Here is an 18,465-nt window from a genome sequence, read left to right on the forward strand (position 1 = left end):
CCCGGCGGGCGATGGATGGGCGGCTGCGGTGGCGGGCATACGGCTCGTGGGCTCGCGGGGGTGGCGCGTCACAGCGCACCGAACCGGCGGTCGATGAGATCGAGGATGCCCTCGGCGGACGCCGTTTCGATCTCCGTGTCGAGGTCCGGCGCCTGCGGGTCGGTGACGTCGTGCGCGTCGTCCAGGCTGCGGAGAATCTCCCGCAGCCGGACGACGGCCTCGCCGCGCGTACGGTCCTCGGCGGTCAACCCGGCCACCGCCGCGTGGAACCGGTCGAGGTCGGCGAGGAGCGCCGACGTGGGCGAGGCGCCGTCGTCGTCCAGGCCCTCGGCCAGACGCTCGTCCAGGAAACGGGCTACCGCGAACGGGGTCGCGTGGTCGAAGACGAGTGTGGCCGGCAGGCGCAGCCCGGTGGCCGCGCCGAGCCGGTTGCGCAGCTCCACCGCCGTCATCGAGTCGAACCCGAGGTCCTTGAACTGACGGTCGTCGATCTCCTCGTGCCCGCCGCCCCCACGACCCGACACGCTCGCGACCGTGTCCCGGACCAGGTCGAGCAGCGCCTTCCGGCGTTCCTCGGCCGGGAGTTCGGCATAGGCGCGGCGCCTCGGCGTGGGCTGGGCGACGGTGCGTCGGCGCAGGTCGATCACGGTGAGGGCGGGCAGCGGTGCGGCCAGCGCGGAGCTCAGCAGGGTGAGCGCGTGTGGCGTCGCCAAGGGGACGACGCCCTGGTCTCGGTGGCGTTCGTGGTCGACGGCGGTGAGTGCGGCGGTGAGGTTGCTGGTCTGCTGCCAGGGACCCCACGCGAGGCTGGTGCCGGGCAGGCCCCGTGCGTGGCGATGGTGGGCGAGGGCGTCCAGGAAGGTGTTGGCCGCCGCGTAGTTGGCCTGCCCGGGACTGCCGAACGTGGCCGCCGCCGAGGAGTACAGGATCAGGGCGGGGGCGCGGCTGAGCCGCGCGCCGAGGGTGTGCAGGTGCCAGGCGGCGTCGATCTTCGGAGGCAGCACGATGTCGAGGTGTTCCGACGTCTGGTTGGTGAGCGCGGCGTCGGCGAGGGTGCCGGCGGCATGGAAGATCGCGGTGAGTGGGTGGGCCGGGTCTATGCCGTCGAACAGCTCCGCCATCCGTGAGGGGTCGCTCGCGTCCGCTCGCACTACGGCGACCTCGGCGCCCAACTCCCCGAGTTCGGCGACGATCGTGTCGGTTTCGGGGGTGCCACCGGTGCGGCTGGTCAGCACCAGGTGCCTGGCACCGTGGCGGGTGATCAGGTGACGTGCCGTCAGCGACCCGAGGGTGCCGGTGCCACCGGTGATCAGGATGGTCCCTTCGGGGTCGATCGTGAGGGACGAGTTTTCCTCTTCCTCGGCGCCGGCCGGGGTGTAGGCGGTCAGCGTCGGTGCGAGCAGGCGGTTCGCCCGGATGGCCAGTTCGGGTTCCGCCGCCGTGACGGCGGACGCCAGGGCCTGCGGCGCGCTCGGGCCCCCGCCGCCGTCGACGTCCACCATCCCGAAGCTGCCCGGATGTTCGCTGTGCGCCGAGCGGAGCAGGCCCCACAGCGGTGCGTGCGCCAGGTTGTCCAGCAGATCCTCCGGCCCGGTGGCCACGGCATCGCGGGTGACGAACACCAGGCGCGAGCGCTCGTACGCGAGCTGGGCCGGCCACTCCCGCGTCAACGCGAGTGCCCGCTCCACGGCATACCGCGCTGCCTGCGGTACGTCCATGCCCGACGCCTCCTCGGCGGCCGGGTCGACCGCCGGCCCGTCCGCCGGCACCAGGACGACGGCCGGCACCGGAGCGCCGGCGCGGATCGCCGCGTTCAGCGCATCGAGGTGTGGATGGGCGACGACGTCGTGTCCGGCGGCGGCCAGGGCCGTCGCAAGCCAGTGACCGGGTTCCGCGAGCACAACCGGATTCGTGGCCTCCGCCGAGGAGTTGCCGGCGTCGTACGGTTCCCACCGCACCACGTGCAGGCCCTTCACGGGGCGATGGTCGAGCGCGGCGAGTTGTTCCGGGCCGATCACCCGGGTCGTCAGCGTCTCGACGTCGAGGAAATGCGCGCCGTCGGGGTCGGTCACGGTCACGCTGAACGTGTTCGATCCGGTGCGGCTCAGTCGTGCCCGCACGACAGTGCCCGCCCCCGGCGTGTGGCGCACGCCGCCGAACGCGAACGGCAGGTGCAGGTCGCGGCCGTCGGCGAAGACGGCCGCCAAAGGTTGGAACGCGGCGTCGAGGAGGGCAGGGTGGATGGTGTGGCCGGTCGGGTCGGCGTCGTCCGGCAGGCGGATCTCGGCGTAGAGGTCGTCGCCGTCGCGCCACAGGGCGGTCAGCCCCTGGAAGAGGGGCCCGTACCGGTAGCCCTGGCGGGCGAAGTCCGCGTACCGGTCGAGCAGATCCACGGGCTTCGCCCCGACCGGGGGCCACGCGCCGCCCATCGTCCGGTCCGCCGTGGCCCGGCCGCCGGCCGGGGTGACGGTGGCACCGGCGTGCCGGGTCCAGGCGCCGGGCGCGGTGTCGGGGTCCGCCGACTCGGGTCGCGAGTGGATGGCCAGTGTGCGGTGCCCGGACTCGTCCGGGGCGCCGACGGACAGTTGCAGGTGTATCGCCTGCTGCTCGAAGAGCGCCAACGGAGCGTGCAGGACCAGGTCCTCCAGATCGTGCCGGCCGTCGAGCAGCCCGATCGTGTGCAGGGCGAGGTCGAGAAAGGCGGCTCCGGGAAGCAGGACGGTGTCGTGTACGGCATGGTCGGCGAGCCAGGGGTGGGTGGCCAGGGACAGCCGGCCGGTCAGGACCAGCCCATCCCCGTCCGCCAGTTCCACGGCGGCGCCCAGCAGCGGGTGCGGCGACGCGAGTTGTCCCAGACCGCCGGCGTCGGCCCGGGTGTGGCCGGCTTCGACCCAATAGGTCTCGGGCCGGAAGGGATAGGTCGGCACGTCGGCCGCGAGCGTCGCGGCCGAGGGCGGCCACTCGGGGAGCAGTCCGGTGGCGAACGCGCGGGCGAGTGCGGTGTGCACCCGCGCGGGGGTGTCTTCGTCGCGGGTCAGGGTGCCCTGCACGGTGGCGGGCACCGGCGCGCCCTTCGCGCTGTTCGTGTCCTCGGCGGTGTTCTCGTCGATGATCTCGAGGATGGCCGCGGTCAGCACCGGATGCGGGCTGGTCTCGATGAAGTGCGTGTAGCCGTCGCGTAGTTGAGCTTCGATGGTTTCTTGGAAGCGGACGGTGGTGCGGAGGTTGGTGTACCAGTGTTCGGGGGTGAGGTGGGTGCCGTCGATGGGTGTGGTGGTGACGGTGGAGTAGAGGGGGATGGTGGTGGGTTGGGGGGTGATGGGGGCGAGGTCGGTGAGGATTTGTGGGTGGAGTGGTTCGACGTGGGGGCTGTGTGAGGCGTAGGTGACCGGAATGCGACGGGCGTGGATGTCGTGGGTTTCGCAGTGTGTTTGGAGTTGGTCGAGTTCTTGGTGGTTTCCGGATATGACGGTGGAGTGGGGGCCGTTGAGGGCGGCGATGGTGAGGTGGGGGTGGTGGGTGAGGAGTTGTCGGATGGTGTGTGGGGGTTGGGCGATGGAGAGCATGCCGCCGTGGGTGGTGAGGGTGGTGATGGCTTGGGAGCGTAGGGCGATGATGCGGGCGGAGTCGTGGAGGGTGAGTGCTCCGGCGATGTGGGCGGCGGCGATTTCGCCTTGGGAGTGGCCGATGACGGCGTCGGGGTGGATGCCGTGGTGTTCCCACAGGCGGGCGAGGCTGATCATCATGGCCCACAGGGCGGGTTGTACGACGTCGACGCGGTCGAGGCTGGGGGCTTGGTCGGCTCCGGTGACGACGTCGATGAGGTTCCAGTCGACGTAGGGGGCCAACGCCTGTGCGCAGGCGTTGAGATGTTCGGCGAACACCGGTGACGTATCCAGGAGTCGGGCGCCCATGCCGACCCATTGCGCGCCCTGACCCGGGAACACGAACACGGTCTTACCCGGACGGGCGACGTCGCGGTCGAGGGCGGGGTGAGACGCGTCGGTGGCCAAGGCGTCGAGTGCGGCCACGAGTTCGTCGCTGTCGTCGGTGACGATCGTCGCCCGATGGTCGAACACGGAACGTGTACGCAGGGCCGCGGCGAGCGCGGCCGGCGTCGTCTCGGGGCGCTCGACGAGGTGGGCGTGCAGGCGTTCCGCGTGTGTGCGCAGGGCGTGGTCGTCCTTGGCGGACAGCGCGATCACGGCCGGACCGGACGGGACTTCGTGGTCGGTGGCTTCGTTCGGGGTGGGGTCGCCCTGTTCGAGGACGAGGTGGGCGTTGGTGCCGCTGATCCCGAACGAGGACACCGCGGCGCGTCGCGGGCGGTCGGGGGTGCGCGGCCACGGCCGGGCCTCGGTCAACAACGAGACGGCGCCGGTGTCCCAGTCGACGTGGGGGGTCGGCTCGTCCACGTGCAGCGTCGCGGGCAGGGTCTCGTGTCGCAGAGCTTGGACCATCTTGATCACACCGGCGATCCCGGCGGCGGCCTGGGTGTGTCCGATGTTCGATTTCACCGACCCCAACCACAACGGCCGCTCGGGATCGCGGTGTTGCCCGTACGTGGCCAACAACGCCTGCGCCTCGATCGGATCCCCGAGCGTGGTGCCTGTCCCGTGCGCCTCCACCGCGTCGACCTGATCGGCCGTCAATCCGGCGTTGGTCAAGGCGCTGCGGATGACCCGCTGCTGCGACGGCCCGTTCGGCGCCGTCAAACCGTTGCTGGCACCGTCCTGGTTGATCGCCGAACCCCTGATCACGGCGAGTACGGTGTGGCCGTTGTCGCGGGCTCGGCTCAGGGGTTCGAGGAGGACCAGGCCGACGCCTTCGGCGAGTGCGAATCCGTTGGCGTCGGCGGCGAAGGGTTTGCAGCGGCCGTCCGGGGCCAGTCCGCGCTGGCGGCTGAATTCCAGGAAGGGGGTCGGCGTCGACATGACGGTGACGCCGCCGGCCAACGCGAGGTCGCATTCGCCGTTGCGCAGCGCCTGGCTCGCGAGATGGATCGCCACCAGCGACGACGAGCAGGCGGTGTCGACGGTGATCGCCGGACCCTCCAGACCCAGCGTGTACGCGATCCGCCCGGACGCCACGCTGGTCGTGGTGCCGGTGGCCAGGTAGCCCTCCAGGTTGCGCGCGTGGTGGGGCGCCGGGTTGTCCGCGTAGTTCTGTGCCACGACGCCGGTGAAGACCCCGGTGTTGCGCACGGCCGGCGCGGTGGGATCGAGGCGGGCGTTCTCGAAGGTTTCCCACGCCGTTTCGAGAAGCAGGCGCTGCTGCGGGTCCATCGCCGCCGCCTCCCGCGGCGAAATCCCGAAGAAGACGGCGTCGAAGTCGCCCGCGTCGTGCAGGAAACCGCCCTCCCGGGCGTAGGTGTGGCCGGTGGCGTCCGGGTCCGGGTCGTGCAGTCGGGCGGTGTCCCAACCCCGGTTCTCCGGGAGGACGCTGATCGCGTCCGTCCGGTCGGTGATCAGCCGCCAGAGGTCCGCCGGCCCCCGCACGTCGCCCGGGAAACGGCACCCCATGCCGACGATTGCGATCGGCTCCTCGCTCCCCCCGGAGACGACTGCGGCGCTCGGTGTCGGCGCGGACGCAGGCGCGGCCGTGGCAGCCGTCGGCTCGGCGTCGGCGAGTTGTGTGCGCAGGAATGCCGCGAGCCGAGTGGGGGTGGGGTGGTCGAAGACGAGGCTGCTGGGGAGGCGCAGTCCGGTCGCGTTGTTGACCAGGTTGCGCAGTTCGACGGCCGTCAGCGAGTCGAACCCGAGGTCCTTGAACGGCCGATCCGCGTCGACCGCCTCCGGCGTCGCGTGTCCGAGGATCTGTGCCACCTGGGTGCGAACGAGTTCCAGCAGCGTTCGCGTCTGCTCCGCCTCGGAGAGCCCGACGAGCTTCGTGGTCGGGGTCGCGGTACGAGCCGGCGTTCGTGTACCGCGCTCGCTCCGGTGCTGCCCGAGGTTGATCGGGGCGAGGGTGGGATGCGGCGTGCGCAGTGCGGTGTCGAGGAGGCCGAGCGCGTGCGGTGTGGTCAGCGGGGTGATGCCGTGGGCTCGGTGGCGCTGATGGTCCGCCGCACCGAGCCCGGCGGTGAGGTTGCTCGTCTCCTGCCAGGGGCCCCACGCGAGGCTGACGGTGGGATGCCCCTGGGAGTGGCGATGGTGGGCGAGGGCGTCCAGGAAGGCGTTCGCCGCCGCGTAGTTGGCCTGTCCCGCGCTGCCGAGCGTTGCGGCGGCGGAGGAGTAGAGCACGAGGGTGGGTGCCGGTCGAAGGTGCCTGGTCCCCTCGTGCAGGTGCCACGCGGCGTCGATCTTGGGTGGTAGGACGGTGTCGAGGTGTTGGGTTGTCTGGTTGGCGAGGGTGGCGTCGGCGAGGGTGCCTGCGGTGTGGAAGATCGCGGTGAGTGGGTGGGCGGGGTCGATGGAGGCCAGGAGGGTGTCGGTTTGTTGGGGGTTGGTGGCGTCGGTTGGGGTGATGGTGACGTGGGCGCCGAGTTCGGTGAGTTCGTTGTGTAGTGCCTGGGTTTGTGGGGTGTTGCCGGAGCGGTTGGTGAGGATGAGGTGGCGGGCGCCGTGTGCTGTGACGAGGTGGCGTGCGGTGAGTGCGCCGAGGGTGCCGGTGCCGCCGGTGATCAGGATCGTTCCGTCGGGGTCGATGCCTCGGGGGAGGGTGAGCGTGAGTTTCCCGGTGTGATGTCCCTGTGAGAGGTGTCGCAGGGCCTGGGGAGCGTGTGTGACGTGCCAACCGGTCGTCGGCAGCGGCCGTAGGGACCCGTTGGCGAACAACCGGGCCAGTACGGCGAAGATCCGGCCGATCCGGTCGAATCCCGCGTCGGTCAGATCGAACGCCCGATACTCGACCCCGGGATGCCGCGCCGCGACCTCCGCGCCGTCTCGGATGTCTGCCTTGCCCATGTCGATGAACCGCCCGCCGCGAGGCAGCAACCGCAGTGTGGTGTCCGTGTGTTCGTCGGCGAGCGAGTGCAGGACCACGTCCAGACCGCCCCCGTCGGTGGCGGTGAGGAACCGGTCGGCGTAGTCGTGGGTACGGGAGTCCGCCACGCGGTCGGCCGGGTAGCCCAGCTCGGCCAGTGTCTCGTGCTTGCTCCGGCTCGCCGTCGCGTAGACCTCGGCGCCGATGTACCGGGCGAGTTGGCCGGCGGCCTGGCCCACGCCGCCGGTGGCGGTGTGGATGAGCAACCGCTCGCCGCGACGCAGGGCCGCCAGGTCGTGCAGCGCGTGGTACGCCGTGGCGAACGCGACGGGGACGGCCGCCGCCTGCGCGTCCGACCAGTCGTCCGGTACCGGCATGAGCAGTCGATGATCGGTGATCGTCACCGACGCGGTGCCGTGTTCCAGGAGGCCCATGACCCGATCACCGGGGCGCACGTTCGGCACACCCGGCCCGACTTCGAGCACCGTGCCGGCGCCCTCGCCGCCCACGTGCGGACGCTCCCCGGGGTACAGCCCGAGCGTGATCAGGGTGTCCCGGAAGTTGAGGCCGACCGCCGCCGGGGCCAAGCGCACCTCACCGGGGCCCAGCGGACGGGTCAACCCGGGCGCGGGTACGAGCGCGAGCCCGTCGAAGCCGCCCGGACGGGGCACTTCCAGCCGCCACGGGGTCGGGCCCGACGGAACCGCCAACGGTGATGTGTGTCGGACGAGCCGGGGTGCGAGTATCTGCCGGTGCCGGATCGCGAGCTGCGGTTGCCCGTCGGTCGCGCCGGCGGCGATCGTGGCGGCCAGCAGGCCGGGGTCGGCGTGCGGGTCGGTGTCCACGATGGCGAACAGGTCGGGGTGCTCGGCCTGCGCGCTCCGGAGCAGCCCCCACAGCGGGGCCTGCGCCAGGTTGGTCAGCGGATCGCCGTGGTGGGTGGGTACGGCCCGGCTGGTGACGACGACCAGCCGAGCGGAGGAGGCGCGCGAATCGTCGACCGCGAGCCGGTCCTGAAGCCCGCGCAGTATCAGCGCCGTGGCCCGGAACGCGGCGGCGGGCAGCGCCGGTTCCTGCGGCATGACCCGCGGCGCGGCGACGAGGAGCGTGCCGGCGCCCGCCCGGAGTGCCGAGGGCACATCGGGGTGTGCGGGCAGATCGAGCGCGGCGAGGGCGGGAATCGCCCCGATGTCTTCGGGGGTGCCGAGGACCGCCCACCCCGCGGTGTCCGGGGGAGTGTCGGCCCTCGTGGGGTAGGGGTGCCAGTCGAGTCGGTGCAGCGACTCGTTCGATCGGGCCGTCGAGATCGCGAGCTGCGCACGGCTGATCGGCCTGGTCGTGACCGTGGCGACGGTCGCGACGCGGCGCCCGGCCTCGTCGGTCAGGGTGATGGCGTGCTCGTGGTCGCCCGTGGCAGTGATGTGCGCGTGCGCGTGCGTACCGCGCACGAAGTCGGGGGACAGCCGGATCCCGCCGAAGGTGAACGGCAGCCGGATCTCCTCGGCGCCGGCCTCGGCGAGCAGCAACGGGTGCAGCGCCGCGTCGAGGAGGGCGGGGTGGATGGCGTGGCCGGTCGGGTCGGCGTCGTCCGGCAGGCGGATCTCGGCGTAGAGATCGTCGCCGTCGCGCCACAGTGCGGTCAGCCCCTGGAAGGTCGGCCCGTAGTGGTAGCCCTGCTCGGCGAAGTCCGCGTAGGCGTTGTCGATGTCCACGGCGACGGCGCCCGTCGGACGACGCTCGGTCGTGGGCGCCGGCTCGATCCAGGATTCGATGCCCAGCGTGGCGGTGACGTGTCGGGTCCAGGCCACCGATGGGCTGTCGGATCGGTCGGAACCGATGGAGCCTTCGGGGTCGTGCGTTTCGGGACGCGAGTACACGGACAGGGCCCGGCGCTGGTGTTCGTCCGGAGCGCCGACGCTGATCTGGAGGTGGAGCGCGTGGTGCTCGGGCAGCGGTAACGGGGCTTCCAGGGTGAGTTCCTCGATCGTCGAGCATCCGGAGAGGCCGGCGGCGTGCAGGGCGAGGTCGAGGAAGGCGGTGCCGGGGAGCAGGACGGTGTCGTGTACGGCGTGGTCGGCGAGCCAGGGGTGGGTGGCGAGCGACAGCCGACCGGTGAGCAACAGTGCTGCCCCGTCGGCCAGTTCCATGCTCGCGTCGAGGAGGGGATGGGTCGCGGCGCGCTGCCCGGAGCCGGCCGTGTGCTCGTGCCGTGCCGAGGCGAGCCAGAAGGTCTCGTGCCGGAACGGGTATGTGGGCAGCTGGTCTCGGGGCTGGGGCGCGTCGAGCCGGGTGGGGGTGCGTCCGGCCACAAAGGCGTGTGCGAGAGCCGTGTGCCACCGGTGCAGGTCGCCGTGGTCGCGGCGGAGGGTGGCGACGGTGCGTGCGCGGACGCTCCGCTCGTGGATGGTGTCCTCGATCGGCGTGGTCAACACCGGGTGTGGGCTGGTCTCGATGAAGAGGGTGTGTTCGTCGGTGAGGAGGGTTTCGATGGTTTCTTGGAAGCGGACGGTGGTGCGGAGGTTGGTGTACCAGTGTTCGGGGGTGAGGTGGGTGCCGTCGATGGGTGTGGCGGTGACGGCGGAGTAGAGGGGGACGGTGGTGGGTCGGGGAGTGATGGGGGCGAGGTCGGCGAGGATTTGTTGACGGAGTGGTTCGACGTCCGGGCTGTGTGAGGCGTAGGTGACCGGAATGCGACGGGCGTGGATGTCGTGGGTTTCGCAGTGTGTTTGGAGTTGGTCGAGTTCTTGGTGGTTTCCGGATATGACGGTGGAGTGGGGGCCGTTGAGGGCGGCGATGGTGAGGTGGGGGTGGTGGGTGAGGAGTTGTCGGATGGTGTGTGGGGGTTGGGCGATGGAGAGCATGCCGCCGTGGGTGGTGAGGGTGGTGATGGCTTGGGAGCGTAGGGCGATGATGCGGGCGGAGTCGTGGAGGGTGAGTGCTCCGGCGATGTGGGCGGCGGCGATTTCGCCTTGGGAGTGGCCGATGACGGCGTCGGGGTGGATGCCGTGGTGTTCCCACAGGCGGGCGAGGCTGATCATCATGGCCCACAGGGCGGGTTGTACGACGTCGACGCGGTCGAGGGAGGGGGCTTGGTCGGCTCCGGTGACGACGTCGACGAGGTTCCAGTCGACGTAGGGGGCCAACGCCTGTGCGCAGGCGTTGAGATGTTCGGCGAACACCGGTGAGGTGTCGAGGAGTTCGCGGGCCATGCCGGGCCATTGGGAGCCCTGACCGGGAAAGACGAAGACGGTCTTGCCCGGACGGGCGCTGTCGCGTTCGAGGGCGGGGTGGGACGTGTCGTCGTCGGCCAGGGCGTCGAGTGCGGTCGCGAGTTCGTCGCGGTCGTGGGTGACGACGGCGGCGCGGTGGGTGAACGCAGCGCGGGTGGCGAGGCCGGCGGCGACGCGGGCGGGGGTGAGGTGGGGGTGTGTGTCCAGGTGGGCGCGCAGGCGTTCGGCGTGCGCGCGCAGGGCGTGCTCGTCCTTCGCGGACAACGTGACCACGGCCGGGCCGGACGGGTCTTCGCGGTCGCTGTCCTGCGGAGTGGGGTCGCCCTGTTCGAGGACGAGGTGGGCGTTGGTGCCGCTGATCCCGAACGAGGACACCGCCGCGCGCCGTGGGCGGTCGGGGATGCGCGGCCACGGCCGGGCCTCGGTCAACAACGAGACGGCGCCGGTGTCCCAGTCGACGTGGGGGGTCGGCTCGTCCACGTGCAGCGTCGCGGGCAGGGTCTCGTGTCGCAGAGCCTGGACCATCTTGATCACACCGGCGATCCCGGCGGCGGCCTGGGTGTGTCCGATGTTCGATTTCACCGACCCCAACCACAACGGCCGCTCGGGATCGCGGTGTTGCCCGTACGTGGCCAACAACGCCTGCGCCTCGATCGGATCCCCCAACGCCGTCCCGGTCCCGTGCGCCTCCACCACGTCGATGTCGCCGAGTACCAGTTGCGCGCTGTCGAGCGCCTGGCGGATCACCCGCTCTTGCGAGGGCCCATTCGGCGCGGTGAGTCGACTGCTGGCGCCGTCCTGGTTGACGGCCGAACCCCTGATCACGGCAAGCACGGTGTGACCGTTGTCGCGGGCTCGGCTCAGTGGTTCGAGGAGGACCAGGCCGACGCCTTCGGCGAGTGCGAAGCCGTCGGCGTCGGCGGCGAAGGCTTTGCAGCGGCCGTCCGGGGCCAGTCCGCGCTGGCGGCTGAATTCCAGGAAGGGGGTCGGCGTCGACATGACGGTGACGCCGCCGGCCAACGCGAGGTCGCATTCGCCGTTGCGCAGCGCCTGGCTCGCGAGATGGATCGCCACCAGCGACGACGAGCAGGCGGTATCGACGGTGATCGCCGGACCCTCCAGACCCAACGTGTACGCGACCCGCCCCGACGCCACACTCGTGGTCGTGCCGGTGGCCAGGTAGCCCCCGAGGGCGCGGGCGTCCCGGGGAGCGACGTTCGACCCGTAATCCTGCGCGATCACGCCGGTGAAGACGCCGGTCCCGCTGCTGCGCAGCGTGGTCGGGTCGATGTGGGCACTTTCCAGCGTCTCCCACGCGGTCTCCAGGAGCAGCCGCTGCTGCGGATCCATCGCCGCCGCCTCGCGCGGCGAGATCCCGAAGAAGCCCGCGTCGAAGTCGCCCGCGTCGTGCAGGAATCCACCCTCGCGGGCGTAGGTGCGACCGTCGGCTTCCGGGTCGGGATCGTACAGGTCCTCCAGGCGCCAACCCCGGGTGCCCGGATCGGTCGTGATGGCGTCGGTGCCTGCGGTGACCAGTTGCCAGAGGTCGGCCGGATCGCGTACGCCGCCCGGGAAGCGACAGCCCATACCGACGATCGCGATCGGCTCGTGGCGCTGTGTCTCGACCCGGTGCAGCCGGTCGCGCGTCTGCTTGAGGTCGAGCGTCACGAGCTTGAGATAGTCGCGGAGCTTGTCTTCGTTCGCCATCCGGAATCAGCCTCAACAGGTGGGAGCAGGTGACTGCTGGCGGGTCAGGAAATGCCGAATTCCTCGTTGATGTACTCGAAGATCTCGTCGTCCGTGGCCGACGCGATGTCGGTGCCGGGGGCGCCTTCGGCCGAGGCGTGAGACTGCCGTGCGTTCAGTCGCGCCAGGAGGGCCGAGAGTCGTTCGGCCAGTTCGGTACGGGTCGCCTCGTCCGGCGGCGGGTCGGCCAGGATCGTTTCCAGGCGCGTCAGTTCGGCCGCCGCCGAGCGCGGGGGATCCGCCTCCGGGACCAGTCGGGCGCGCAGGTAGCGGACGAAGGCGACCGGAGTCGGGTGGTCGAACAGGACCGTGCTGCCCAACCGATGGTCGAGCGCGGAGCTGAGCCGGTTGCGCAGTTCCATCGCGGTGAGTGAGTCGAACCCCTGGTCCATGAAGCCCTGTTCGACGTTGATCGTCTGCGCGGTGGGGTGCCCGAGGACGGTGGCCGCGTGGGTGCGGACCAGGTCGAGCAGCATGCGGTGCTGCTCGGCTTCCGAGAGCGCGGCGAGCCTGGCGACCACGCCTTCGGCCGACCCGGACGAGGGCGACGGCCGGGCGGAACGGGCCGGCCGGCGAGCGAGGTTGATCGGAACGAGGCCGGGATGGGGAGTGCTGAGCGCGGTGTCGAGCAGGCCGAGCGCGTGTGCCGACCCGAGGGGTGTGATGCCCAGGGCGCGATGACGCTCGTGGTCGGCAGTGTCGAGGCCGGCGGTGAGGTTGCTGGTCTGCCGCCACGGACCCCAGGCGAGGCTGACGGTGGGGTGTCCCCGGGTGTGGCGTTGTTGAGCCAGGGCGTCGAGGAAGGTGTTGGCGGCGGCGTAGTTGGCCTGCCCCGGGCTGCCCAGGATTCCGGCGGCGGAGGAGTACAGGACGAGGGTCGGAGCCGGTTCGAGATGTTCGGTTCGGGTGTGCAGGTGCCACGCGGCGTCGATCTTGGGTGGTAGGACGGTGTCGAGGTGTTGGGTTGTCTGGTTGGCGAGGGTGGCGTCGGCGAGGGTGCCTGCGGTGTGGAAGATCGCGGTGAGTGGGTGGGCGGGGTCGATGGAGGCCAGGAGGGTGTCGGTTTGTTGGGGGTTGGTGGCGTCGGTTGGGGTGATGGTGACGTGGGCGCCGAGTTCGGTGAGTTCGTTGTGTAGTGCCTGGGTTTGTGGGGTGTTGCCGGAGCGGTTGGTGAGGATGAGGTGGCGGGCGCCGTGTGCTGTGACGAGGTGGCGTGCGGTGAGTGCGCCGAGGGTGCCGGTGCCGCCGGTGATCAGGATCGTTCCGTCGGGGTCGATGCCTCGGGGGAGGGTGAGCGTGAGTTTTCCGGTGTGATGTCCCTGTGAGAGGTGTCGCAGGGCCTGGGGAGCGTGTGTGACGTGCCAACCGGTCGTCGGCAGCGGTTCGAGGGTGCCGTCCGCGAACAGTGGGGAAAGGACCGCGAAGATGCGCCGAACCTCGTCCGGACCGATCGTGTTCAGGTCGAACGCGCGGTAGACCACGCCGGGATGTGCGCTCGCGATCGTCTCCGGATCGCGGATGTCGGCCTTGCCCATTTCCACGAATCGTCCACCGCGTGGCAACACCCGCAGCGAGGCGTCCACGTAATCCCCGGCGAGCGAGTTCAGGACGACATCCACCCCCTTGCCGTCGGTGGAACGCAGCAGGTGCTCCTCGAAGTCGAGGCTGCGCGAGGAGGCGATGTGCGCCTCGTCGAAGCCCTGGGCGCGCAGGAGATGCCACTTGCCGGGGCTCGCGGTCGGGTACGGCTCGGCGCCCAGGTGTCGGGCTATTCGGACCGCGGCCATGCCGACCCCGCCCGTCGCCGCGTGCACGAGCACCGATTCGCCCGAGCGCAGCCCACCCAGATCGACCAGCCCGTGGTAGGCGGTGAGGAACGCGACCGGGGCGCCGGCCGCCTGCGCGAACGTCCAGCCCTTGGGCACGGGCGCGAGGGCGCGTCGGTCGGCGACGGCCGTCGGGCCCACGCCGTCCGCGAACAGCCCCATCACCGCGTCGCCGGGCGCGAGGTCCGACACACCCGGGCCGGTCTCCAGCACGATCCCCGCACCCTCGCTGCCGATCGGTGCCGTGCCGAAGTAACTTCCCAACGCGATCAGCGCGTCGCGGAAGTTGAGACCGATCGCGCGCAGCGCGACCCGCACCCGGCCGGCGGGCAGCGGGCCGTCCGGCTCGGTCACGGGCAGCAGCGCCACGTTCTCCAGGGTGCCCCGGCCGGTCGTACCGAGCCGCCAGGTCGACGCGTCGGCGGGCACGGTGAGCGGCGGCAGGTACGGGACCAACTCCGGGATCAGCAACTGCTGCTGCCTGACGGCGACCTGCGGCCGATCGGCGGCCACGGCCGCGATGACGTTCGCGGTCTTGGTGCCCGCGGCCACGTCGACCAGCCCGAATCGGTCGGGGTGCTCGCTCTGGGCCGCGCGGACCAGGCCCCACAGTGGTGCGTGCGGCAGGTTGTCGAGGCGATCGCCGTGGTGGGTGGCGATTGCCTGCTTGGTCACGAACACCAGGCGGGACGCGACGAACTCCTCGTACCCGAGCCACTCCTGCAGCAGAGCAAGGGCACCCGATATCGCCGCCCGGGCCTGCCCGGGTATGTCCGAGGCATCGACTTCGGCCGGGATCCGGCCGGCGGGCGCGATCACGACGTCCGGGACCGGAGCCCCGTTGCGGACCGCCTCGCGAAGCGCCGTGAGGTCCTGGTGGGTGTCGAAGGTGGTGCCGGAGGCGTCCATGGCCTCGGTGAGGTTGGCGGAGGGGCGACCGAGCATCGCCCAGACACCGGCTCCGGCCGCCGCCGGGCCCGCTGTCGTCGGGAGCGGCTGCCAGCGTTGCTCGTGCAGACCCTGCTCGTCCCGTGGCGTGAGCGCGGCGAGCCGGGCGGCATCGATCGGCCGAGTGGTCACGGTGTCGATCGTGACGAGGTGGTCGCCTTGCGGGGTGTCGAGAGCCACCGAGAAGCCGTGTTCGCCGCCGGAACCCAGACGCACCCGCGCACGGGTGGCACCGGTGGCTGTGTGCCGGATACTGGTGAACGCGAACGGAAGTCGGGTGGTCTCGGTGTCGTCCCGGGTGAGCAGCACGGCATGCAGCGCGGCGTCGAGGAGGGCGGGGTGGATGGTGTGGCCGGTCGGGTCGGCGTCGTCCGGCAGGCGGATCTCGGCGTAGAGGTCGTCGCCGTCGCGCCACAGGGCGGTCAGCCCTCGGAAGAGCGGCCCGTAGTGGTGACCCTGCGCGGCCAGTTCCGCGTACGCGTCGGCGAGGTCGATCGGGCGCGCGCCGGCCGGGGGCCCGACGGCGTCGACTCTCGCGGGTTCGATGGCCTCGGCGGCCGGCGCGAGGGTGCCGGTGGCGTGCCGGGTCCAGGCGCGCGGCGCGGCGCCGGGATCCGTGGACTCGGCCCGGGAGTCGATCGTCAGGGGCCGGTGCCCGGTGTCGTCGGCAGGGCCCACGGTGACGTGTAGCCGAACCGCCTGTCGCTCGAAGAGCGGCAGCGGATTCTCCAGCGTCAGCTCTTCCAGATCGGGAGTGTCCTCGAACCGGGTCGCGGCGTGCAGGGCGAGGTCGAGAAAGGCGGTGCCGGGGAGCAGGACGGTGTCGTGTACCGCGTGGTCGGCGAGCCAGGGGTGGGTCGCGAGCGACAGCCGCCCGGTGAGCAGGAGTCCGTCCGCGAGTTCCGTGTCGGCGTCGAGCAGCGGATGGGTCGACTCGCGCTGATCGAAGCCCGCCGTGTGCGTCGGCGTCGTCGAGGTGAGCCAGTAGCGCTCTCGTTGGAACGCGTACGTGGGCAGATCGGTCGCGATCGAGGGTGGGAGGAATGTGTCCCAGTCCGGGGCCGCGCCGTGGATGTGCGCGTGTGTGACGGCGGCGTGGAACGTGCGGAGATCCCCGTGTTCGCGACGCAGTGTGCCGATCGCCGCGGCGCGGACGGGGTGGGCGTCGATGGTTTCGTCGAGACCGACGGTGAGCCCCGGGTGCGGGCTGGTCTCGATGAAGAGCGTGTGTCCGTCGGTGAGGAGGGCTTCGACGGTCTCTTGGAAGCGGACGGTGGTGCGGAGGTTGGTGTACCAGTACTCGGGGGTGCAGGCGGTGCCGTCGAGCGGTGCCGCTGTGACGGTGGAGTACATCGGGATGTCTGCGGTCAGGGCTTTGATGTCGGCGAGGTCGGTGAGGATTTGTGGGTGGAGTGGTTCGACGTGGGGGCTGTGTGAGGCGTAGGTGACGGGGATGCGGCGGTGTCGGATGTCGTGGGTTTCGCAGTGTGCCTGGAGTTGGTCGAGTTCTTGGTGGTTTCCGGATATGACGGTGGAGTGGGGGCCGTTGAGGGCGGCGATGGTGAGGTGGGGGTGGTGGGTGAGGAGTTGTCGGATGGTGTGTGGGGGTTGGGCGATGGAGAGCATGCCGCCGTGGGTGGTGAGGGTGGTGATGGCTTGGGAGCGTAGGGCGATGATGCGGGCGGAGTCGTGGAGGGTGAGTGCTCCGGCGATGTGGGCGGCGGCGATTTCGCCTTGGGAGTGGCCGATGACGGCGTCGGGGTGGATGCCGTGGTGTTCCCACAGGCGGGCGAGGCTGATCATCATGGCCCACAGGGCGGGTTGTACGACGTCGACGCGGTCGAGGGAGGGGGCTTGGTCGGCTCCGGTGACGACGTCGACGAGGTTCCAGTCGATGTAAGGGGCGAGGGCATCGGCGCACTCGCCCAGCGCCTGGGCGAACACCGGTGAGCTGTCGAGGAGTTCGCGGGCCATGCCGGGCCATTGGGAACCCTGGCCGGGAAAGACGAACACGACCCGGCAGTCCTCGTGCGCGATCGCGCGAACCGCGCCCGCCTCGAGGTCGCCGCGTGCCAGTGCGGCCAACCCGGCCAGGAGGTCGGCGCGGTCGTCGGCGGGCACCGCGGCCCGATGCTCAAGGGCGGCGCGGGTACGGGCGAGCGCCGCGCCGACTCCACGCGGATCCGCGTCGGGATGCGCCACCGCGAAGTCCCGCAACCGGGCGGCCTGGGCCCGCAGCGCCGCTTCGGTCCGACCCGACAGCAGCCAGGGCACCGAGATGCCGTCGGCATCCTCGCCGCCGGCCTCGTTCGGGGTGGGGTCGCCCTGTTCGAGGACGAGGTGGGCGTTGGTGCCGCTGATCCCGAACGAGGACACCGCAGCGCGTCGCGGGCGGTCGGGGGTGCGCGGCCACGGCCGGGCCTCGGTGAGCAGGGAGACCGCGCCGGTGTCCCAGTCGACGTGGGGGGTCGGCTCGTCCACGTGCAGCGTCGCGGGCAGGGTCTCGTGCCGCAACGCCTGGACCATCTTGATCACACCGGCGATCCCGGCGGCGGCCTGGGTGTGCCCGATGTTCGACTTCACCGACCCCAACCACAACGGCCGCCCCGGCTCACGGCCCTGCCCGTACGTGGCCAACAACGCCTGCGCCTCGATCGGATCCCCCAACGCCGTCCCGGTCCCGTGCGCCTCCACCACGTCGACCTGACCCGCCGTCAACCCCGCACCCGCCAACGCCGCCCGGATCACCCGCTGCTGCGACGGCCCGCTCGGCGCCGTCAAACCATTGCTGGCACCATCCTGATTCACCGCCGAACCCCTGATCACCGCAAGCACGGTGTGACCGTTGTCGCGCGCCCGGCTCAGCGGTTCGAGCAGGACCAGGCCGACGCCCTCGGCGAGTGCGAAGCCGTCGGCGCCGGCGGCGAAGGGCTTGCAGCGGCCGTCCGGGGCCAGTCCGCGCTGACGGCTGAACTCCAGGAACGGGTTCAGGCTGGGCAGGACCGTCGCGCCACCCGCGAGCGCGAGATCGCATTCGCCGTTGCGCAGCGCCTGGCAGGCCAGGTGCAGGGCGACCAGGGACGACGAGCAGGCGGTGTCGACGGTGACGGCCGGGCCCTCCAGGCCCAGTGCGTACGCGATTCGCCCGGACGCCACGCTCACCGTGTTCCCGGTCAGGAAGTAGCCCTCCCCGGCCCGGGTGACCGCGTCCCGGCCGGCGGGGACGTACTCCTGGGCGATCACCCCGGTGAAGACCCCGGTGTTGCCCCCGAACAGTGCGGTCGGGGCGATCCCGGCGTTTTCGAGGGTTTCCCACGCGGTCTCCAACAACAGGCGCTGCTGCGGGTCCATGGCCGTCGCCTCGCGCGGCGAGATCCCGAAGAAGCCCGCGTCGAAGTCGCCCGCGTCGTGCAGGAAACCGCTCTCTCTCACGTAGGTGTGCCCGATGGCGTCCGGATCCGGGTCGTGGACCGAATCCAGGTCCCAGCCCCGGTCGTCGGGAAACGCCGAGATGGCGTCGACGCCGTCGCGAACCAGTCGCCACAGGTCCGAGGCATCGCGCACGCCGCCCGGAAGGCGACATCCCATCCCCACGATCGCGATCGGTTCCGACCGGCCGGCTTCGAGCTCGCGCAGCCGGTCGCGCGTCTCCTGGAGCTCGCCCGTCACCCGCCGCAGATAGTCGCGCAGCTTGTCTTCGTTCGCCATCCGGTATCAGCCTCAACAGGTGGGAGAGAACGTACGTTTCGCCGACCGGAGCAGCAGTCGGGCACCGTGCCGCTCAGCGTTCG

Annotated in this window: 2 protein-coding genes; both read right to left on the minus strand. The window is 71.2% G+C overall.

The features are described 5' to 3' along the window. Positions 1-68: 68 nt before the first annotated feature. Complete coding sequence (locus tag ACFXKZ_RS19090; protein ID WP_380001865.1) at positions 69-11,861, minus strand: SDR family NAD(P)-dependent oxidoreductase; 11,793 nt, start codon at positions 11,859-11,861, stop codon at positions 69-71. A 44-nt stretch (positions 11,862-11,905) separates the two neighbouring features. Beyond that, positions 11,906-18,382 (minus strand): SDR family NAD(P)-dependent oxidoreductase, encoded by a 6,477-nt coding sequence (locus ACFXKZ_RS19095; RefSeq protein ID WP_380001867.1) that lies wholly within the window; start codon positions 18,380-18,382, stop codon positions 11,906-11,908. Positions 18,383-18,465: the final 83 nt, after the last annotated feature.

Origin of the sequence: Embleya sp. NPDC059237 (genome assembly GCF_042754105.1) — a bacterium.
Taxonomy (GTDB): domain Bacteria; phylum Actinomycetota; class Actinomycetes; order Streptomycetales; family Streptomycetaceae; genus Embleya.

Coding starts and splice junctions, on each gene's coding strand:
- ACFXKZ_RS19090 (WP_380001865.1), bottom strand. CDS start 11,861: ATGGCGAACGAAGACAAGCTCCGCGACTATCTCAAGCTCGTGACGCTC.
- ACFXKZ_RS19095 (WP_380001867.1), bottom strand. CDS start 18,382: ATGGCGAACGAAGACAAGCTGCGCGACTATCTGCGGCGGGTGACGGGC.